Raw genomic sequence first — 19605 nt, forward strand, 5'->3', positions numbered from 1 at the left:
GTCTAAAGCCCCGCGCTTGTCGAATTTATTCAGCGCTACCAAATCGGCAAAATCCAACATGTCGATTTTTTCTAATTGGGTTGCGGCTCCGAATTCAGGTGTCATAACATATAACGACACATCTGAATGCTCTATAATTTCGGTATCACTTTGTCCGATACCCGAAGTTTCTAAAATGATGATATCGTATTTCGCAGCTTTCAATACCTGAATGGCTTCGTTTACATATTTAGACAACGCCAAATTAGACTGACGCGTGGCTAACGAACGCATATACACTCTTGGATTGTTGATAGCATTCATACGAATTCTGTCTCCGAGCAAAGCTCCCCCTGTCTTACGTTTTGATGGATCCACGGAAATTAATCCAATAGTTTTTTCCGGGAAATCAATCAGGAATCTACGAACCAATTCGTCTACTAGAGATGATTTTCCGGCACCACCGGTACCTGTGATTCCTAAAACCGGGATATGGGTGGTTTCGTTTTTCTTGTGAATGGCGTCTAAGGTTTCTTTAGCCACATCCGGGAAATTCTCAGCGGCCGAAATAACACGTGCAATGGACGTAGCATTTTTTTCTTCTAAATGATTGATTTCGCCATTCAAGACATCACCTACAGGATAATCGGATTGCATAACTAAGTCATTAATCATACCTTGTAATCCCATGGCACGACCGTCATCCGGAGCATAGATACGGGTGATTCCGTATTCGTGTAGTTCTGCAATTTCACTTGGTAAAATTACGCCACCACCGCCACCAAAAATCTTGATGTGGCCGGCTCCCTTTTCCTTTAATAAATCGTGCATGTATTTGAAATACTCGTTATGTCCGCCTTGGTAAGACGTCATGGCAATGGCATTGGCATCTTCCTGAATGGCAGTATTGACTACTTCTTCCACGCTACGGTCGTGACCTAAGTGAATGACTTCCACTCCGGTGGCCTGAATGATGCGTCGCATGATGTTGATAGCAGCATCGTGACCGTCAAAAAGAGAGGCAGCAGTTACGATTCGGACTTTATTTTTTGGAATATAAGGGATTTGTGGTTCCATATTGTGGATATGATAATTTTAGTGCCGCAATTTACGCAATAAATAAAAATTGTTACAACGATTTCGTAGAAAACATAAAAATAAACACTAGGCTTTTATTTCTTAAAAAATACAGTAGATTTGAGAGTAACAACACCGAATTTTTTAGGCCTATGAAAAAGATCATCATCCTCATTCACTGCAAAGACCAAAAGGGAATCATTGCCGCGGTAACCAATTACATAGCTTCTATAGAAGGCAACATTGTTTATCTTGACCAGCATGTTGATGGCGATCAGGATGTGTTTTTTATGCGATTGGAATGTGAGTTTACCGAAAATCATTTCGATTTAGAAACTATCAAAGCTAATTTTCAGGAAAACCTGGCAACTCCTTTCTCGATGTCATGGTCGGTACATTTGCAGCAAAACAAACCTAAGATGGCGTTATTTGTTTCGAAATACGACCATTGTTTGTATGATATTTTATCGCGTTACAGTACTGGCGAATTGAACATCGAAATCCCTTTAATCCTAAGCAATCACGAAGATTTACAACCTATAGCTAACCGGTTTGACATTCCGTTTTACCATGTGCCGTTTACCAAAGACAACAAAGAAGAAGGCGAAAAAAAGCAACTCGAAATTTTAGAAGCTTATGCCGTTGATTTTATTGTTTTGGCTCGATACATGCAAATCATTACGCCTACTGTTATTGAACAGTATAAAAACCGGATCATTAACATTCATCACTCCTTTTTACCGGCATTCCCGGGAGCCAAACCCTATCATTCGGCTTTTAACCGTGGCGTAAAGATTATTGGCGCCACCAGTCATTATGTTACGGCGGAATTGGATGAAGGACCTATTATTGAACAAGATATTACTCGAGTTACGCACAGCCATTCTATTGATGATTTTATTATGAAAGGAAGGGATTTGGAGCGTATGGTATTGGCCAGAGCCATCAAATTACATTCGGAAAGAAAGACCATGGTGTATAATAATAAGACCGTTGTTTTTGCCTAATTCGGATTTTTGGCTTTATTTTTGTTGGCTAATGAAAAAAATATTTATCCTATGAAAAAGCTCCTATCTATTACATTTGGTTTTACAATGTGTTTTCTATTGTTGAGTTGCGCCGAAATGCAACAAATGGCGAATCAATTTCCGGAACTCAATCCGAATGGCGGTATTGACATTGCCGGAGGTTTAAAAGAAGCTCTTAACAATGGTATTTCAAAACAAGTATCCAAGTTGACGGCTGTTGATGGTTTTTATAAAAATGAAGCCGTAAAAATTCTGATGCCAGAAGAGTTACAAAAAGTAGATCAGACACTGAGAAAAGTGGGATTAAGTTCATTGGCAGACAAAGGTATTTTGATGCTGAATCGCGCTGCTGAAGATGCTGTAAAAGAATCGACTCCTATTTTTGTGGATGCCGTAAAAGGAATGAGTTTTAACGATGCCAAAGGGATATTGATGGGCAATGAAAGTTCAGCGACTACTTATCTGCAAAACACTACTACTACGCCGCTTTACGCGAAATTTAATCCGGTGATTAAAAATTCGTTTGCCAAAGTGGGTGCCGATAAAGTCTGGACCAGCATTATTACAAAATACAACAGCCTTCCATTAGTTAAAAAAGTAAATCCAGATTTGACGGATTATACTACCAATAAAGCGCTGGAAGGTGTTTTCAAAATGATAGCGGTGGAAGAAAAAGACATCAGAACCAATCTGAAAGCCAGAACTTCAACCCTATTGCAACAAGTGTTTGCCATGCAGGACAAAAAATAAAACTAAATTTTTAGAAATCAATAACATAAGTATAACATAACCTTAACACCGGAAGCTAAATAGTCACAGTATCTTTGTGGTGTAATAAATTTGGTTTTTTATTATTTTGGTTAGGGTTAGTTTAAAAATGCCGATATCTTAGAGTGTCGGCATTTTTTTTATGTAATACTTTCGTGGATTTTTTTGAAGTATTCAAACGCTTTGAGCAAGCGGCTGCCATACCAGGAAAACATTTCGCCATCAACAAAAACTGTCTTCGCGTGGTGCGTAAAACGACCCAATTCAAAAGCGTGTTCGTCAGTAAACGGGAAAGGTTCTGAAGACAATAATACTAAATCAGGATCGCCCTGAATTCGCATTTTCTGAATGATGATTTCCGGATATCTTCCTTCGTATTTAGGATGATTGTCGTAGATGTTTTCGAACTTATTCAGCTTCAGCAATTCATTAATAAAAGTACCTCCACCCGCCACCATATAAGGATTGGCCCAAATGAAATACGCCACTTTTTGTGGTTCTTTTGCGGTCATGAAATTCTGAAAATCCTGATACCCAAAATTGATTTTGTCTATCCATTTCTGGGCTTCGGTTCTTTTGTTAAAGAGCTGACCGAAATCGGCTATCATTTTTAAATTGTCTTCCAAGGTAATGATATCTGTTACCCAAACCGGGCAAATCTTAGACAGTTCTGCTACAATTTCTTTAGTATTTTCTTCTTTGTTGGCAATAATAATATCCGGTTGCAGCAAGCGTATTTTCTCGAAATGAACTTTCTTGGTGCCGCCAATGATTTTCTTAGTCGATTTGAAATGAAACGGATGCACGCAAAATTTGGTAATCCCGACAATGCTTTCTTCCAAACCCAAATCGTATAACAATTCGGTTTGCGATGGCACCAAAGAAACGATTCGCTTAGGGGCGGTTTCAAAAGTATGGAAAGTTCCAAGTTGGTCTGTGAACGTTTTCAAATTGATTTAGAATTTCATGATAGTTGCCATTTCCTGCTGCACTTCCAAAGCGGCTGCTCTGGCTTTTTCGGCAAAATCAGTTCCGTTAGCAGCATAAATAATCGCCCGTGAGGAATTAATCAACAAACCAATGTCTTCGTTCATACCATAAGCACAAACTTCGGAGAGGCTTCCGCCTTGAGCGCCAACGCCGGGAACCAACAAGAAACTGTTAGGTACCATTTTGCGGATTTCGGTGAAATATTCCGCTTTGGTAGCGCCAACAACATACATCAGGTGCTGACTGTTTTTCCAGGTTTTGGAAGTTTTGATTACGGTTTTGTATAATTCTTCGCCATCAATATTCTTAGTCTGAAAATCGAAAGCCCCTTCATTGGAGGTTAGCGCCAGCATAATGGTATGTTTATTTTCAAAAGCCAGAAAAGGTTCCACCGAATCTTTGCCCATATAAGGCGCCACGGTTACGCTGTCAAAGTTTAAATCTTCCAGAAAAGCTTTGGCATACATGGTGGAGGTGTTACCAATATCACCTCTTTTGGCATCGGCAATGGTGAAGATTTCCGGATGCTTTTCGTTGAGGTAATTAATGGTTTTTTGCAGCGATTGCCAGCCTTTCAGTCCATAAGCTTCGTAGAAAGCGGTATTAGGTTTGAACGCCACACATAAATCGTGAGTCGCATCGATGATGGCTTTGTTGAATTCGAAAATGGGATCTTCAAATTTTAGTAAGTGCTGCGGAATTTTGGTTAGATCTACATCGAGACCAATGCAGAGAAAGGATTGCTTTTGGCGGATTTGCTGAACGAGTTGTTGTGTTGTCATTTTGGTAGTTGTGTGGCGCAAAGTTACAAATTGGAAACCGAAATGTGAAAATTTTATAACATTCCGCCGAAATTATGTAACCCTTGATAATCAGTACTGAAATATCTTTGTAAAGCAAACGATAAGTACTTCATACTGTCATTTGGCTAATAATAAAAAGTTGGGGTTAGAGAGAAAAAAAAGCCGTATTCAGTTACGGCTTTTTTGATGGGAATTATTTTGTTACTTTTACAATTACTAAAACCCAAATCCGAAGCTATGAAAATCTTCATCAAATTTGATTTTAATGCTGTTTGCCGAAAAGTCTTGGAAGACAAGCTGATCAAACACCATATCAAACACCGAATCTTAGGTTTTGGTGAGGTCGAAATTTTAGAAAAAATCGATACTGCAAATTTTGCGGAATTCGCCAATGAATTAAAGGAATATGGTATTGATATTATTGAGAATCAAAAAACAATTTTGGTTCAAAAAATAAAAGACACCATTATTGAAATGATTCACAATCCGGAGCTAGTCAATGTAAAAAGTTCTGTTTATCTTGCCGAGAAACTGAGTCACAGCTATGGCTATCTTTCCAATTTGTTTTCAGATGTGACATATACTTCTATCGAGAATTATATCATACTGCAAAAAATTGAACACGCTAAGCAACTGATTGTGAGCAGTGATTTGAGTTTAACTGAAATCGCTTTTCAACTAAATTATTCGAGTGTGGCGCATTTGAGTACCCAATTTAAAAATGTAACCGGCATTACGCCATCGGCTTTTCAGCGAATTATTACCAAACGAAGAGAAATAGCTAACAAAAAATAATAATTTATGGAGAAGGAGTATATTCATATTATCCTGGCGGATGACGACGAGGACGACAGGTTATTTTTCACCGATGCTTTTGAAGAATTAAAAATCAATACCAAAGTCAACACTTTTAATGACGGTGTGGAACTGATGGATTATCTAAACCATGACGATGCAATTTTACCCAATGTGCTGTTTCTCGATTTGAACATGCCCAAGAAAAACGGAATTGAGTGTCTTCACGAAATCAAACAGAACGAAAAGTTCAATGATATTGCTATCGCTATCTTCTCAACGTCTTCTTCAGAGGAGCATATTGAGGAAACTTTTGTCAGTGGGGCCAATATTTACATCAAAAAACCAAGTGATTTTGCTACACTTAAAAAAGTATTATCGGATGTGGTGACCATTAACTGGCAGTATCATACTTCGGGATTGAACAAGGATAATTTTTTATTACGATTATAACAAAACCGAATCATGAAACTAAATACCTTTTATAAATCGCCTGTTTTTCTTAAGAGTATTTTTGTGGTTTCTATTTTTGCTATTTTTTTCATTTCCGCCATAACCTTTAAACATATTAACTTACTCAACAATTCTTCTAAATGGGTCAATCATTCTTATGATGTTAACTTAGAATTAGAACGATTGTTTTCCTATTTAAAAGACTCCGAAACCGGGCAACGCGGTTTTTTGATTACCAAAGATTCTACCTTTTTAGAACCTTATATACATGCCAAAAAGAATATTGATCATTCTTTTGCTTTGGTTAAAAGCTATACGAAAGACAATCCGGCACAAGAAGAAAATCTGCGAAAATTGGAGTTTTACATCAGCAAAAGGCAAAATTATCTTTCCCTGTCGTTGCATCTTTCGCTGAAAAAACCGCTTTCCGATAAAACTTTAAAAGAAAAACTAATCATCGGAAAAGAAACCATGGATAGTGTTCGCAGTCAGATAAATCAAATGATTTTGTTTGAGAAAAAAACATTAAAAGCAAGGGAATTGCGTTATAAAGACACCATCAAAGTCACTCCGGTTTTCATATACATTACCTTACTGATTACGCTTTTGCTAATTTCTGTTTCTTATATCCGAATTACCAAAGATTTGGATAAAATGCAACTGGCCAATAACCGGCTTACAGTTTTGAATGAGTCGAGTAATTTGGCAGAAATCGTTGGTAGTTTTGGAAGTTGGCAATTGAATTTAGACACTAAGGAAGTTGTTTTTTCGGACAATGTTTATCAATTACTGGGTTGCAAACCACAGTCATTTATTGCGAATCGGGAAAATTTCATCAAGTTTGTGCATCCTGAAGATTTGTCATTTTTTGAAGGTGAACCCACAGACCGCATCGAAAATGACAACTTGGCTCCGTATACTTATCGCATTATTAGAAAAGACAATCAGTTGCGTTATTTTAGGAATACCGGAAGAATCGTTATCAACCGCTCAGACAACAAGATTTTGATTGGTACTACCAGCGATGTAACCGAGGAAGTACTGGCTTCTTTATCATTAGAACAACAAAACATTGAACTGGAAGCCAGTAATAAAGAACTTTTGGCCTTTAACTATGTGGCCAGTCATGATTTGCAGGAACCCTTGCGCAAAATTCAAACTTTTGTTTCAAGACTTTCGGATAAAGAATACCAAAATCTTACCGACAATGGCAAAGATTATATGGACAGAATCAATTCATCGGTAGAGCGCATGCGGATTCTTATTGATGACTTATTACAATATTCACGGGCCACTAAAACTGAAAAAGCTTTTGAAACCATAAATCTGAACGACTTATTGGAAAATGCCAAATTTGATTTGGCACAATCTATTGAAGAAAAAAAGGCAGTCATTCACAGTGAAACTCTGCCAACGATGACGGTAATTCCGTTTCAAATCCAGCAGTTATTTGTTAACCTTATTGGAAATTCGCTCAAATACAGCAAAGAAAATGTAGCGCCGGAAATTAAAATATCGTTTGAAAGAGTTACAGCCCAAGACGAAGATTTGATTCCGAAAAACACCAAAGACAAATTTTCCAAAATTACATTTGAAGACAATGGCATTGGTTTTGAGCAAGAATACGCTGAGAAAATATTCATTCTATTCAATCGATTACACAACAAAAATGAATATGTCGGCACCGGAATTGGTTTGGCCATTTGCAAAAAAATCGTAGAAAATCACAAAGGCTTTATCTTTGCCAAAGGCGAACCGAATGAGGGTGCCGTCTTTACCATTTATCTGTCTGAGAACTGCTAAAACTTTCCCCTTTTTTCACTTCCTAATCCTATGCTAACCATAGGATTTTTTTATGCTTTGATGGAAATTGTATAACATTTACAAAAATTGTTGTAACACAAATCGTAGGAATGCTTCGCAACTTTGTAGTGTCTTAAATCATTAAAAACACCCCCATGAAAAAGTATATCACCCTTTTGTTTTTAGCAGTTCTTGCAACAACTGGGACAGCTCAAAAAGCATTAGATAATGAATCTGAAAATTCAGCATCAATGTGTGACGAAGCCAATACTACTCTCAAAAGCCTAACGTCGTATTACTATTTTCCCAACATGCAAGTGTATTTTGATATTGAAAAAAAGAGGTATCACTATCAATTAGGTAAAGATTGGATAGTATCGGAGGAACTACCTCAGTATTATGGTGGTTATTCGCTTTTTAAAAATGAAAGAGTACTGGTGACTATCGCCAACGATGAAGAGCCGCAAATACACATCAAAGAACACCGCAAAGAATTTCCATACAATCCGAAAGGCAGAATTAAAAGACCTTTACAAACATTGAATGCTGAAAATTCAACTGTATCCATAGAATAAACAATCAAACAGTAACCATTTAAAAAAAGAATATCATGCAAAATTTACTTTACACCATAGCAGTTGTATTAGTAATACTTTGGGCTCTAGGGTTCTTCGTTTACAATTTAGGATCCATAATCCATATATTATTAGTAATTGCTGTAATTGCCATATTGCTCAGAATCATAAAAGGAAAAGAGATATAGATAGAAAACGACACTAAAAAATCATTTAAATTAAACACCATGAAAACTATTTTTAGAAATTCAGTTAAGATAGCTGTAATCTTATGTCTGTTAGGCTCGGTTACAACTTATGCTCAAGAAGCAGAAAAGAAAAATTACGACCAAGGTTTTCGTTTAGGATTTGGAATCAATGGAGGCCTTCCGCTTCAGGATCCTTATGATTACAATTTGGGAGCCGATGTCAGAATTCAATATGATTTATCTACCCGATATTCATTGACTTTCACTACGGGTTTCAGCAACTTTTTTGTTAGCGGGAAAGACAATGATTTGGGGTATATTCCGGTAAAAGGTGGTTTTAAAGCCTTTGTTCTGAAAGACAAACTTTATTTGCTAGGCGAAGTGGGTGCTGCTTTTGCGGTGACCAATGGTTATGACAAAACCTCATTCCTTATTAGTCCGGGAATAGGATATGCTACCGAAAAAATTGATATCAGTTTGCGTTACGAACATTATACTGATTTTCCGGTGCTAAAAAATGATGTCGAAGATACAGGTTTGGGACAAATTGCTTTGAGAATCGCTTACGGATTTAGGCTATAAATTTGATAAGCACAAAAAAGGGCTAACATTATGTTAGCCCTTTTTTTTATTTAGAAAACTTCGCTTTCTTTTAGTTTTTCCATATTGTTGACCATTTGAAGTTCGTCAACAAATTTTTGAATTTTTCCATTCATCACACCATCCATATCAAAAACATCCAGTCCAATTCGGTGATCCGTAACACGACCCTGTGCATAATTATAAGTACGGATTTTAGCCGAACGGTCACCTGAACTTACCTGAGAAGTACGCTTGGTAGCATCTTCGGCTTGTTTTTTGGCTAATTCTTGTTCGTACAAACGTGAACGCAATACTTCCAAGGCTTTATCTTTATTCTTGTGTTGTGATTTTTGATCCTGACATTGCGCCACCAATCCAGATGGAATGTGTGTCAAACGCACCGCCGATTTCGTAGTATTTACCGATTGCCCACCAGGTCCTGACGAACAAAAGAAATCCACACGCACATCATTCATATCAATTTGCACATCAAATTCTTCGGCTTCCGGTAAAACCATTACGGTTGCTGCTGAGGTGTGTACACGTCCTTGCGTTTCCGTTTGTGGTACACGTTGTACCCGGTGAACACCTGCTTCAAACTTCAAGGTTCCGTAAACATCTTCTCCGGTTACTTCAAAAATCACCTCTTTAAAACCACCCGAAGTTCCTTCGTTCATATCCACCACAGAAGTTCTCCATCCACGGCTTTCACAGTATTTGGTATACATACGGTATAGATCACCGGCAAAAATAGAAGCTTCATCACCACCTGTTCCGGCACGAATTTCGACCATTACGTTTTTAGCATCTTCCGGATCTTTCGGAATCAACATAAATTTGATTTCTTCTTCCAGTTGCGGCAAGCGTTCTTTGGCCTCGTCCAGTTGCATTTTGGCCATTTCAACCATTTCAGCATCAGAGCCATCTGCCAGAATTTCGTTGGCTTCTTTTATATTGGCGTCAAGAGTAACATATTCATCACGTTTTTCCATTAACGCTTTCAGCCCTTTGTATTCCTGATTTAACTGCACATAACGCTTCTGATCGGAGATAACATCGGGTTGAATAATCAAATCCGAAATCTCGTCGAAACGTTGTTTTACATATTGTAATCTCTCTAACATTTTGTGTTCTTTATTTCGGGTGCAAAAATAGTAAAAAAACTGTACAATAAGCGGTGTTCGGGTGGCAGATTTTTTATAGTATTGTATAGTAATTTAAAAAGAAGAAAATGAAAACCGTTATCGCTATACTATCCATACTATTATTGGTTTCCTGTCAAAAAAAATCAGAAAAACAATTCGACAAACTTGAAAAAATGAACTGGCTGGTTGGCCATTGGGAACAAAAATTACCAGATGGCTTATTGGTAGAAAATTGGAAAAAAGAGAACGATAGTACCTTCAGTGGGGATAGTTATTTTATCAATCCAAAAGACACAGTACATTTTGAAAGCATCAAACTAAGCCAAAAAGCCGAAGAATTGATTTACACCGCTACCGTTCCCGGACAAAACAATGACGAGCCGGTTGATTTCAAATTGACTTCGGATACCGAAAATGTATTTACGTTCGAAAATCCTGCGCATGATTATCCGCAGAAAATCACTTATAAAAAAGTCAATGCAACCAGTTTAGTGGCCAGTATTTCGGGCAAACAACAAGGAAAAGACAGTCAGGAAAGCTACCCGATGCAAAAGAAATAAGCTTTTTATTGCTCCCAATATCATCAAACCTCTCGTTGTCGGGAGGTTTTTTTCATTTGTAAAATATACGGAATCAAGCAGATAAAAAATATTATTTATATTTAGTCTAAATAAGCTTTGTGATTTCAATTTCGGTTTCTATATTTGCATCACTATTTTTAATTATTCTAAATAAATGCAAAAACATATCCCAATCTTAGCCTTAACACTTATCCTTAGTGTATCCGCTTTTGCACAAGAAAGCTACAAATCCGAAAAAGAAGAATTACTTGCCTTTAATGATACCGTAAAAAACAAAAAAGGAGAAATTCTGCAGGAAGTCATTGTGACTTCGAATCAACAAAAATCACCAGTGACCGTTGGGAAATCAGGTATAAAACCAATGGATTTGCCACAAAGTGTTGCCGTTGTTACCCAAGCCACATTACAAAATCAGCAAGTGAGCACTATGACCGATGTTTTAAAAAACACCAACGGTGTTTATATCATGGGAAATACAGGTGGCTATCAGGAAGAAATTGCCTCGCGTGGCTACCAAATGGGAAGCACCAATACTTTCAAAAATGGTGTCCGGTATTTTAATGGCATGCCGACAGAGTTGAGTGGTATTGAAAAAGTTGAATTTTTAAAAGGAAGCGCTGCCATTTTATTTGGAAATGTTACAGCCGGTGGCGTTATCAATTTGGTGACCAAAAAACCAAAATTTGATTACGGAGCTGAAGTAGGTATTGGTGTGGGAAGTTTTGATGCTTATAAAACAACATTTGATGTTTATGGCCCCATTGGTAACAGCAAAAAAATAGCTTTCAGAATAAATGGTGCCAATACACAAGCCAATAGTTTCAGAACCGGCGTAAGTTCAGAAACCAAATATGTGAATCCATCTCTTTTGATTAATTTCACAGAAAAGACGTCATTATTGGTAGAAGCCGATTATATCAAAGACCAAAGAACTCCCGATTTTGGTGCCGGAATTATCAACTATGAATTGGTTGATTTACCCAGAAGCCGCTTTGTGGGCGTATCGTGGGGCTATGTAAAATCAGAGCAGGCGTCGTTGACCACCACCGTAAAACACCAGTTATCAGACAATTGGGATTTGTCTTTCATCAACTCGTTGCGCTATTACAAAACCGATTTGTTTGCCAACACCAGACCTAATTCTCCTATTACTTCTATGCAGGCCAATGGCGACTGGACAAGAGGATTGCAACGTTCGGAAGCTAAAGACAACTATTGGTATCAAGAGTTGAATCTTAAAGGCCAATTCAAAACCTGGAAAGTAAATCATCAACTGCTTTTTGGCATTGATACTGATACTTATAAAACCGAAACCTTAGCGTCAACTTATAAAAATCCGACAAAATCGTATCGAAATGAATACGATGTCATAAACATTTTCACAACCGATTTAGGCACAGCCCGAAGTGATATTCCGAACATGGACAAAACGTCATTAACCACCGCTCCGATAAAAAGAATTGGTGCTTTTGTACAGGATTTAGTAAGTCTTAATAAGTATTTCAAAGCTTTGGCTGGAATCCGTTACAGCTATCAGGATACCGAAAATGAAGTGTTAACTTATGCTGTGGTAAATCCATCTCCAAAACCGGAAACCGATGTTACTACCAAACAATACGACAAAGCTTTTTCTCCAAGATTGGGGCTTATTTACCAGCCTAACGAAAATCATTCCCTTTTTGCCTCCTACTCTACTTCTTTTGTGCCTAATGCCGGTTTGGATTATGCTACTAAAGAAGCCTTGAAACCCTCCATCATCAAACAATACGAACTGGGAATTAAGAACCAATTATTTAAAGAACGATTGTTTGCCAACCTTACTTTGTATCAAATAGAAAACAACAATTTGGCACAAACTTCCTTAGTTGATGCAACCTATAAAGAACTATCCGGCGGTACCAAAAGCCAAGGAGTTGAAATTGATTTGGTAGCCAATCCGGTAAAAGGACTTTCTATTATGGGTGGGTATAGCTTTACCGAAATAAAATACACCGCCAGTAATATCTACATAGTGGGCAGTCAGATATTGTACATGCCAAAAAATACGGCGAACCTGAATTTCAATTACACCTTTAGTAAAGGAAAACTAAAAGGTATGAATCTGGGACTTATCAATTCGTACATTGGAGTTCGTTATGCCGGGCGTTCGACTAATTTAACGACACCAACCGATCCGAGAAAACCGGTTCAGCTACCTGATTATTTCCAATCGGATGCAACCATCAGTTATAAATACCATCAATTAACTTTGAGAGGAAAAATAAGTAATATTTTTGATGTCTTGAGTTATAACGTTCACGATGACAATAGTGTGAATCCAATAGCACCAACCAATTATTCCGTATCTGTTAATTATAATTTCTAAAAAATGAAACAAGCCACCATCCGCAATCTTCACCGTGACCTGGGTTACTTTTACATTGGCCTGATTATCTCCTTTGCTTTTTCCGGAATTCTGATGAATCACCGTGAAAGCTGGCATGCTGAAAAATACACGATTGAAACCAAAAAAGTAGAAGTCAAATTACCGTCAAAAGATAAAATCAATGATGAGTATGCCGAAACTTTGGGCAAACAATTGGGCATAGACGATAAAATGCGCCGCAACAAAGTGGATGAAGACCAATTTAAAATCTCTTTCGAAAAACACGATGTGGAAATTGACATGAAAACCGGAAAAGGTGAAATTGTTTCTTATATCAAAACGCCTATCATCAGTCAAATGATGAAACTGCACAAAAACACTTCCAACTGGTGGATTTATTATTCGGACATCTTCGGAGTATCCCTGATAACTATTGCCATTACCGGCGCTATTATGATTCCTGTTGGAAAGTTTACTTTTAAAAGACGCGGTTGGAAACTGGCTCTGGCCGGGCTACTGGTTCCGCTGCTCATTTTATTGTTTGTTTAGATAAAGCTCCCGAATTCGGGAGCTCTTTTATTGGAAACCAATTAAAACTAACAATTCCAACAAACACGAAATCAATTGATTAAAAATATTATTTAAAATAAGTCTAAATAAAATTTGTGTTTTCAAAAAGAGAAAATATATTTGCGCTTTATTTTTAATAAATCTAAATAGTGAATGCTGAATTTATTCTCATAGTTCATTTTTCAAGCCAGTTATCCATCGGTTTCTTTGATGAACAAAATTTAGTCGCATTCCTGAAAACATTGACCGACGGCTACCACAAATAGAATTACCTTAATTTTTTTAATTTATATAATGAAAACGATTTTTAGAATAACAGCAATTGCACTTTTAAGTTCGGTGAGTTTGATGGCTCAGGACAGAGTTTTTAACTACACCTATCAGAGTAACGTTTTGAATAAAGGCGTGAAAGAAATTGAAGTGTGGACTTCTGTTAATACCGGCAAAAATGATTACTACAGACAATTGGAAAACCGAGTGGAATATGAAGTTGGTTTAGGTTCTAATCTTCAAATGTCCTTTTATCTGAATTCCAAACAAAATGCTTTTTATGATGACATTACCGGTGAAATAGTTATGGAACCAACCGAAATTTCATTTTCTAACGAATGGAAATACAAATTTTCAGATCCGGTGGCTAACAAAATAGGATTTGCCGGTTATGCTGAAATTACAGTAGCTACAGACGAATTAGAATTGGAACTAAAAGCCATTTTTGACAAAAAAATTGGCAATACCCTTCATGCTTTAAACTTAGTGGTAGAAGAAGAATGGGAAACAACCACTGTTGACGGAAAAATGAAAACGAATCAAGCCACAAAATACGACTTCAATTATGGTGCTTCTTACATGCTTTCCAACAAATGGAATCTTGGCGCTGAATTTTTAGAACGAAATGTGTACTATAACGAAGATCATGCCACGCATTCTGCTATTTTTGCAGGGCCATGTTTGGAATATCATGTGGATAGTTTTTGGATCAACCTTTCCTATTCCCCGCAAATTGTTGGATTGCATAATCCTGACGGATCAAAAGGATTAAATGTTGATGAATTTACCAAAAATAATTTCAGAGTGTTATTTTCGTATTGGTTTAAATAATATCCGATGAAAAAACTATTAATTTTCCCTGCTTTATTGCTGATTTCCTGTAGCTCACAATTGTATGTACCAGTGCAGGAAGCGAATTCCGTTTCGGTTGAAAACCTTAAAAAAGGAAGGGAATTGTATGTTAGCAGTTGCTCTAGTTGCCATCAGTTGTATTTACCCAATCAATATGATGCTGTAGCCTGGCAACATAATCTTGACGAGATGCAGTTGCGTTCCAAAATAGACAACAATCAGAAACAATTGATTTATGATTATTTAGTCAACGCACCAAAATAAAAAAGCTCCCATTTGGGAGCTTTTTTTATTTTACATCGAATAATTTTTAAACATATATATCCAAATCATCCTCGAAAGCCGAATGTTGAAACAACTCAGCAACACTATGACCACACCAATAATCGGAATGATTCTTAAGTCGAACGTTTCTTTAAAAAAAGGACTCGCGATAAAATACGTTAGGATGCCCTGCCCTACCGTCAGTGCGTAGTTGACAAACATAGCGCCAAAGAAGTAACCGGGTTCTTTTTCAAATTTAAAATGACAATGACTGCAGTGTTCGTGCATCTTTGGAAAACCAAAGCTAAAGAAGAAACTTTTATCGGCAAACACTTTGCCTTTGTGACAATTGGGACATTCGTTGCGGAAAATATGGTACAGACTATTTAACATGATTTATTTTTATACAAAGGTAAGTTGCAATTGGTAACCAAATGTTTAGTAAATTCGCCAATACTAGCACAATAAAGACATTTTGAAAAAAAATCCCGTTTATAGCATTCAAAATTTCACGGCGCCGATAAGCCCGAAGGATTTGTATGTCAATTCGTTTAAAAAACACCTGGAAACGCACAGTTTCATTGAAAAACCGCATCGGCACAACTTTTACTTATTAGTGTTATTCACCAAAGGAAGCGGTATCCACGAAATTGATTTTGCTAAATTCGAGATCAAACCCGGAAGTTTGTTTGTGCTACAACCGGGACAAATGCATAACTGGCAATTGTCGCCTGACATTGAAGGCTATATCGTTTTTTATTCGCAGGAGATTTACAACTTGCATTTTGGTAATACAAAAATTGAAGACTATCCTTTTTACCAATTGGCGATGAACCAACCGGAAATCGTTTTTGAAGCGAATGAACTAGCACAAATCAAACCTTACTTCGATTTAATGCTGGCCGAAAATCAAAATCATTTCCCAAAAAAAGAAGACAAACTTTTGAATTTACTGGATTGCATTCACATTGAAATTTCGAGAAAATACCTTTCGGAAACTAATCACATTACACATTCCTATAATTACAAAATCCACCAGTTTGAGCAGTTTTTGGAACAGTTTTACAAAACCGAAAAATCACCTTCGTTCTACGCTGCCAAAATGAACATCACGCTCAAGCATTTAAATCGAATCTGCAAAGACATTCTCAATCAAACCGTAACCGAACTCATTAGTAAACGCGTTATACTGGAAGCCAAACGGCTTTTGATTAATCCCACCAAATCTGTCAACCAAGTAGCGGATACATTGGGTTTTGACAATTATTCCTATTTCACCAAACTCTTTAAAAAGCAAGCCGGAATAACGCCTCGTGAATTTAGAAATAATTTGAAATAAAAAAACCGCCTATCACTAAGCGGTTTTTCTATCTATTTAATATTCTAATCTAATTCTTCACCGGAATATTGGCTAATATCTCCAAATAAAACTTCCAGAATTTTTGAGACGATTTGATCGAAGCTCTTTCATCAGGACTGTGCGCCCCGTGAATGGTTGGTCCAAAGGAAATCATATCCATTCCCGGATAATTCGTTCCAAGGATTCCACATTCCAATCCGGCGTGACAGGCTACTACATTGGGTTTGGCGCCATTTTGTTTTTCATAAATATTGACCAAAACCTCTAAGATTTCTGAGTTTACATTCGGAGTCCAACCCGGATAACTTCCTGAGAATTCCACTTCGCAACCAAACAATTCATAGGCCGAACGCAAGCCGTTGGCTAAGTCCATTTTAGAACTTTCTACGGAAGAACGCGTCAAATTCTGAATCGAAATTTCACCGTCTTTCACTATCACTCGGGCAATGTTGTTAGAGGTTTCCACCAAGTCAGCCATGTCGGCACTCATGCGGTAAACGCCATTATGCGCTGCATAAATCGAACGCAGCAAGCCTTCCTGAACGCCTAAATCCATAACCTTAGTTGGCAAATCGCTTTTCACGATTTCGATAGTAAGATTGGGCTCCATGGTTTTATATTCCGTTTTGATATCGGTAATGATTTCCTGCATGTCAAACACGAATGCTTCATCATACATCCCGGCAACTATTACTTTCGCTACACTTTCACGCGGAATCGCATTGCGCAAACTACCGCCACTGATTTCCGAAATCTGTAATCCAAAATTCTCAAAACCGTCGAATAATAAACGGTTCATGATTTTGTTGGCATTACCCAATCCTTTATGAATATCCATCCCGGAGTGCCCGCCATTCAAGCCTTTTACGGTAATGGTGTACCCAACCGAACCTTCTGGAGTTTCTTCTTCATTGTATTTTCTGGTTGCGGTAACATCAATGCCACCGGCACAACCAATATCAATTTCATCGTCTTCTTCTGTATCTAAATTCAATAGGATTTCTCCTTTCAAAATGCCGCCTTTTAAGTTTAAAGCACCGGTCATTCCGGTTTCTTCGTCTATGGTAAATAACGCGTCAATAGCCGGATGCGGAATGTCTTTGCTTTCCAAAATCGCCATGATAGCAGCTACTCCTAGCCCGTTATCAGCACCAAGCGTTGTTCCTTTGGCACGAACCCAGTCACCATCCACATACATGTCGATGCCTTGTTTGTCAAAGTCAAAATTGGTGTCGTTATTTTTTTGGTGCACCATATCCAAATGCCCTTGCAGCACAACGGTTTTACGGTTTTCCATACCCGGTGTAGCAGGTTTTCTGATGATTACATTGCGGATATCGTCTTCAAAAGTTTCCAATCCTAAACTGTTTCCGAAGTTTTTCATGAATTCAATCACACGCTCTTCTTTTTTTGACGGACGCGGTACAGCATTCAGATCGGCGAACTTGTTCCAAAGGGCTTTCGGTTCAAGGTTTCTAATTTCTTGGCTCATTATAGTTGTTATTTTTTAATGTCGAGGCACAAAGTTACAAAGTTTAGTTTCTTGACGAATTGATATTGTGATTATATTTACAATTAAAAAATTGGCTTTGAAACGCAAACATCTTCTTCCTGCATTTTTACTGTTTCAGATTGTCTTTCTGAGGTTTTTAGCTTTTTTCCCCGAAACTGTAGAGCACTTTTACAGCAATGGTTTGTATGTATACGTTTCTCGTTTTTCGAGAACCGTTTTAGGTAAAATTCCTTTCTCTATTGGCGATATTCTTTATGGAATCGTAATTGTTTATGGCATGCATTGGTTTTACAAAAACAGAAAACTTTCCTGGAAAAATAAAGTATGGCCTGTGTTGAGTTTCCTTTCGGTGTTTTACTTTTTGTTTCATTTGCTCTGGGCTTTCAATTATTACCGCGAGCCTTTGTTTGAAAAGATGAACATCCAACGGGATTATACCAACGAAAATTTGTTCGCTTTTACTAAAAAATTAATTGCCAAAACCAACGAGGTGCAGTTCCAAATCACACACGATAAAAACAAAAAAGTAACCAATCCGTATTCGCAGGATAGTATATTCAGCATGACCCAAAATGGCTATGATGTTTTAGCCAATGAATACCCGTTTTTCAAGTACGAAATTCCGAGTCGAAAAAAATCATTGATTAGCTTACCGCTTACTTATATGGGGTTTGGCGGTTATTTGAATCCGTTTACCAATGAATCTCAGGTGAATTACAAATTACCCCTCTATGGTTTTCCGTATGTCATTTGTCACGAAATGGCGCATCAAATTGGCTATGCCAGCGAAAGCGAATGCAATTTCATCGGTTTCCTGGCTTGCATTAAAAACAAGGATTTGTATTTTCAATATGCCGCTTATACCGCAGCGCTGCACTATTGCTTAGGCAATCTCATCATGAAAGACGAAGCCCGATTCAAAATTTTACAACCAACTGTCAATCCGGGGATTTTTGAAAACTATAAAGAAAGCGAACGCTTTTGGGAACAATACGACACCTTTATTGACAAAGGGTTTCATATTTTCTACGACCAATTTTTGAAAACGAATCAGCAAAAGGACGGCATCGAAAGTTACAGCAAGTATGTCAACCTGTTGATTAATTACTATAAAGACAAGGATTTAAAGTAAAAAGGATTTGCTTCGCAGAGCCTTCAAAGCTCCGCTTTGAAAATACAATAGCCTTAAAAAAATACTCAAGCAAGCTTGGATATTTTTTTAAGGCTATTGTATTTATTCGTGATCCCAGAAGGATTCGAACCTTCGACCTACTGCTTAGAAGGCAGTTGCTCTATCCAGCTGAGCTATGGAACCATGCAAAGTAAATGTCTTGAAAATTGTCGGGGTGGCAGGATTCGAACCTGCGGCCTCCTGCTCCCAAAGCAGGCGCGATAACCGGGCTACGCTACACCCCGTGTATTCATATCTGTGGTCAGATAATCAGGTTACACAAAACCTAAAAAGCGGAGAGACAGGGACTCGAACCCTGGCGACGGTTACCCGTCGACAGATTAGCAATCTGCTCCATTACCGCTCTGGCACCTCTCCTATAATTTTCAATTTGTAAAAGAACATTTTCTTTAAGCGGTTGCAAATGTAATTTATCATTCTATAATTTACAACTATTTCATTTCTTTTTTTAG

The 19605-nt window shown here is 37.5% G+C and carries 21 protein-coding genes and 3 tRNA genes; 15 read left to right on the forward strand and 9 right to left on the reverse strand.

Going from position 1 to position 19605, the window contains the following annotated elements:
• The coding region (locus V7D82_RS08575; RefSeq protein ID WP_333600564.1) for a cobalamin-dependent protein at window positions 1-1056 on the reverse strand (1056 nt) is incomplete at its 3' end.
• A gap of 152 nt (window positions 1057-1208) precedes the next feature.
• On the opposite strand from V7D82_RS08575, the gene purU reads away from it, so the two are divergent.
• On the forward strand, window positions 1209-2063 hold the full coding sequence (purU, locus tag V7D82_RS08580; protein ID WP_333600565.1) for a formyltetrahydrofolate deformylase: 855 nt from the start codon (window positions 1209-1211) through the stop codon (window positions 2061-2063).
• A gap of 51 nt (window positions 2064-2114) precedes the next feature.
• Window positions 2115-2834: a DUF4197 domain-containing protein gene (locus V7D82_RS08585; RefSeq protein ID WP_333600566.1), complete on the forward strand. Its 720-nt coding sequence runs from the start codon at window positions 2115-2117 to the stop codon at window positions 2832-2834.
• 158 nt (window positions 2835-2992) lie between these two features.
• On the opposite strand, the gene V7D82_RS08590 is transcribed toward V7D82_RS08585, so the two are convergent.
• Both V7D82_RS08590 and pyrF read right to left on the reverse strand, forming a co-directional pair.
• A complete protein-coding gene (locus tag V7D82_RS08590) occupies window positions 2993-3802 on the reverse strand; it encodes an ABC transporter substrate-binding protein (protein WP_333600567.1) in 810 nt (269 codons plus the stop codon).
• Window positions 3803-3808: 6 nt separating this feature from the next.
• Complete coding sequence (gene pyrF, locus V7D82_RS08595) at window positions 3809-4624, reverse strand: orotidine-5'-phosphate decarboxylase (RefSeq protein ID WP_333600568.1); 816 nt, start codon at window positions 4622-4624, stop codon at window positions 3809-3811.
• 258 nt (window positions 4625-4882) lie between these two features.
• Between pyrF and V7D82_RS08600 the strand changes: the two genes are divergently transcribed.
• From V7D82_RS08600 to V7D82_RS08625, 6 genes are all read left to right on the forward strand, one after another.
• Complete coding sequence (locus V7D82_RS08600; protein WP_333600569.1) at window positions 4883-5440, forward strand: helix-turn-helix domain-containing protein; 558 nt, start codon at window positions 4883-4885, stop codon at window positions 5438-5440.
• A gap of 6 nt (window positions 5441-5446) precedes the next feature.
• Window positions 5447-5893 (forward strand): response regulator, encoded by a 447-nt coding sequence (locus tag V7D82_RS08605; protein WP_333600570.1) that lies wholly within the window; start codon window positions 5447-5449, stop codon window positions 5891-5893.
• A gap of 12 nt (window positions 5894-5905) precedes the next feature.
• Window positions 5906-7696, forward strand: coding sequence for a sensor histidine kinase (locus V7D82_RS08610; protein ID WP_333600571.1), 1791 nt, complete (start codon window positions 5906-5908; stop codon window positions 7694-7696).
• 155 nt (window positions 7697-7851) lie between these two features.
• The gene (locus tag V7D82_RS08615; RefSeq protein WP_333600572.1) at window positions 7852-8271 is read left to right on the forward strand and encodes a hypothetical protein; all 420 of its coding nucleotides are present in this window, start codon (window positions 7852-7854) and stop codon (window positions 8269-8271) included.
• Between the two features lie 35 nt (window positions 8272-8306).
• A complete protein-coding gene (locus tag V7D82_RS08620) occupies window positions 8307-8459 on the forward strand; it encodes a lmo0937 family membrane protein (protein ID WP_333600573.1) in 153 nt (50 codons plus the stop codon).
• Between the two features lie 39 nt (window positions 8460-8498).
• Window positions 8499-9041, forward strand: a complete 543-nt coding sequence (locus tag V7D82_RS08625; RefSeq protein ID WP_333600574.1) for a hypothetical protein — start codon at window positions 8499-8501, stop codon at window positions 9039-9041.
• A 50-nt stretch (window positions 9042-9091) separates the two neighbouring features.
• Here the strand turns inward: V7D82_RS08625 and prfA are convergent, their stop codons facing one another.
• On the reverse strand, window positions 9092-10165 hold the full coding sequence (gene prfA, locus V7D82_RS08630) for a peptide chain release factor 1 (RefSeq protein ID WP_333600575.1): 1074 nt from the start codon (window positions 10163-10165) through the stop codon (window positions 9092-9094).
• Between the two features lie 107 nt (window positions 10166-10272).
• Between prfA and V7D82_RS08635 the strand changes: the two genes are divergently transcribed.
• From V7D82_RS08635 to V7D82_RS08655, 5 genes are all read left to right on the forward strand, one after another.
• A complete protein-coding gene (locus V7D82_RS08635) occupies window positions 10273-10746 on the forward strand; it encodes a DUF6265 family protein (RefSeq protein ID WP_333600576.1) in 474 nt (157 codons plus the stop codon).
• Window positions 10747-10921: 175 nt separating this feature from the next.
• Window positions 10922-13132: a TonB-dependent siderophore receptor gene (locus tag V7D82_RS08640; RefSeq protein ID WP_333600577.1), complete on the forward strand. Its 2211-nt coding sequence runs from the start codon at window positions 10922-10924 to the stop codon at window positions 13130-13132.
• Between the two features lie 3 nt (window positions 13133-13135).
• Complete coding sequence (locus tag V7D82_RS08645) at window positions 13136-13681, forward strand: PepSY-associated TM helix domain-containing protein (protein WP_333600578.1); 546 nt, start codon at window positions 13136-13138, stop codon at window positions 13679-13681.
• A gap of 315 nt (window positions 13682-13996) precedes the next feature.
• Entirely contained in the window at window positions 13997-14803 is an 807-nt protein-coding gene (locus tag V7D82_RS08650; RefSeq protein ID WP_333600579.1) for a hypothetical protein, read from the forward strand.
• Window positions 14804-14809: 6 nt separating this feature from the next.
• Window positions 14810-15088: a hypothetical protein gene (locus V7D82_RS08655; RefSeq protein WP_333600580.1), complete on the forward strand. Its 279-nt coding sequence runs from the start codon at window positions 14810-14812 to the stop codon at window positions 15086-15088.
• Window positions 15089-15118: 30 nt separating this feature from the next.
• On the opposite strand, the gene V7D82_RS08660 is transcribed toward V7D82_RS08655, so the two are convergent.
• Window positions 15119-15481 carry a DUF983 domain-containing protein gene (locus V7D82_RS08660; protein WP_333600581.1) on the reverse strand — a complete coding sequence of 121 codons (363 nt, stop codon included), beginning with the start codon at window positions 15479-15481 and terminating at the stop codon, window positions 15119-15121.
• 82 nt (window positions 15482-15563) lie between these two features.
• Here V7D82_RS08660 and V7D82_RS08665 point away from each other — a divergent pair, with 82 nt between their 5' ends.
• Window positions 15564-16427 carry an AraC family transcriptional regulator gene (locus V7D82_RS08665; RefSeq protein ID WP_333600582.1) on the forward strand — a complete coding sequence of 288 codons (864 nt, stop codon included), beginning with the start codon at window positions 15564-15566 and terminating at the stop codon, window positions 16425-16427.
• 49 nt (window positions 16428-16476) lie between these two features.
• Here V7D82_RS08665 and V7D82_RS08670 read toward each other — a convergent pair whose 3' ends face one another.
• A complete protein-coding gene (locus tag V7D82_RS08670; protein WP_333600583.1) occupies window positions 16477-17940 on the reverse strand; it encodes an aminoacyl-histidine dipeptidase in 1464 nt (487 codons plus the stop codon).
• A gap of 97 nt (window positions 17941-18037) precedes the next feature.
• Between V7D82_RS08670 and V7D82_RS08675 the strand changes: the two genes are divergently transcribed.
• Entirely contained in the window at window positions 18038-19093 is a 1056-nt protein-coding gene (locus V7D82_RS08675) for a DUF3810 domain-containing protein (protein ID WP_333600584.1), read from the forward strand.
• A gap of 109 nt (window positions 19094-19202) precedes the next feature.
• Here the strand turns inward: V7D82_RS08675 and V7D82_RS08680 are convergent.
• The 3 genes from V7D82_RS08680 to V7D82_RS08690 all read right to left on the reverse strand — a co-directional run bounded on the left by V7D82_RS08680 (window position 19203) and on the right by V7D82_RS08690 (window position 19510).
• A tRNA-Arg gene (locus V7D82_RS08680) sits at window positions 19203-19276 on the reverse strand.
• Window positions 19277-19302: 26 nt separating this feature from the next.
• Window positions 19303-19377, reverse strand: a tRNA-Pro gene (locus tag V7D82_RS08685).
• 49 nt (window positions 19378-19426) lie between these two features.
• Window positions 19427-19510, reverse strand: a tRNA-Ser gene (locus V7D82_RS08690).
• Window positions 19511-19605 lie beyond the last annotated feature (95 nt).

Origin of the sequence: Flavobacterium sp. (genome assembly GCF_036741995.1) — a bacterium.
Lineage (GTDB): Bacteria > Bacteroidota > Bacteroidia > Flavobacteriales > Flavobacteriaceae > Flavobacterium.

Coding starts and splice junctions, on each gene's coding strand:
- purU (WP_333600565.1), top strand. CDS start 1,209: ATGAAAAAGATCATCATCCTCATTCACTGCAAAGACCAAAAGGGAATC.
- V7D82_RS08585 (WP_333600566.1), top strand. CDS start 2,115: ATGAAAAAGCTCCTATCTATTACATTTGGTTTTACAATGTGTTTTCTA.
- pyrF (WP_333600568.1), bottom strand. CDS start 4,624: ATGACAACACAACAACTCGTTCAGCAAATCCGCCAAAAGCAATCCTTT.
- V7D82_RS08600 (WP_333600569.1), top strand. CDS start 4,883: ATGAAAATCTTCATCAAATTTGATTTTAATGCTGTTTGCCGAAAAGTC.
- V7D82_RS08605 (WP_333600570.1), top strand. CDS start 5,447: ATGGAGAAGGAGTATATTCATATTATCCTGGCGGATGACGACGAGGAC.
- V7D82_RS08610 (WP_333600571.1), top strand. CDS start 5,906: ATGAAACTAAATACCTTTTATAAATCGCCTGTTTTTCTTAAGAGTATT.
- V7D82_RS08615 (WP_333600572.1), top strand. CDS start 7,852: ATGAAAAAGTATATCACCCTTTTGTTTTTAGCAGTTCTTGCAACAACT.
- V7D82_RS08620 (WP_333600573.1), top strand. CDS start 8,307: ATGCAAAATTTACTTTACACCATAGCAGTTGTATTAGTAATACTTTGG.
- V7D82_RS08625 (WP_333600574.1), top strand. CDS start 8,499: ATGAAAACTATTTTTAGAAATTCAGTTAAGATAGCTGTAATCTTATGT.
- prfA (WP_333600575.1), bottom strand. CDS start 10,165: ATGTTAGAGAGATTACAATATGTAAAACAACGTTTCGACGAGATTTCG.
- V7D82_RS08635 (WP_333600576.1), top strand. CDS start 10,273: ATGAAAACCGTTATCGCTATACTATCCATACTATTATTGGTTTCCTGT.
- V7D82_RS08640 (WP_333600577.1), top strand. CDS start 10,922: ATGCAAAAACATATCCCAATCTTAGCCTTAACACTTATCCTTAGTGTA.
- V7D82_RS08645 (WP_333600578.1), top strand. CDS start 13,136: ATGAAACAAGCCACCATCCGCAATCTTCACCGTGACCTGGGTTACTTT.
- V7D82_RS08650 (WP_333600579.1), top strand. CDS start 13,997: ATGAAAACGATTTTTAGAATAACAGCAATTGCACTTTTAAGTTCGGTG.
- V7D82_RS08655 (WP_333600580.1), top strand. CDS start 14,810: ATGAAAAAACTATTAATTTTCCCTGCTTTATTGCTGATTTCCTGTAGC.
- V7D82_RS08660 (WP_333600581.1), bottom strand. CDS start 15,481: ATGTTAAATAGTCTGTACCATATTTTCCGCAACGAATGTCCCAATTGT.
- V7D82_RS08670 (WP_333600583.1), bottom strand. CDS start 17,940: ATGAGCCAAGAAATTAGAAACCTTGAACCGAAAGCCCTTTGGAACAAG.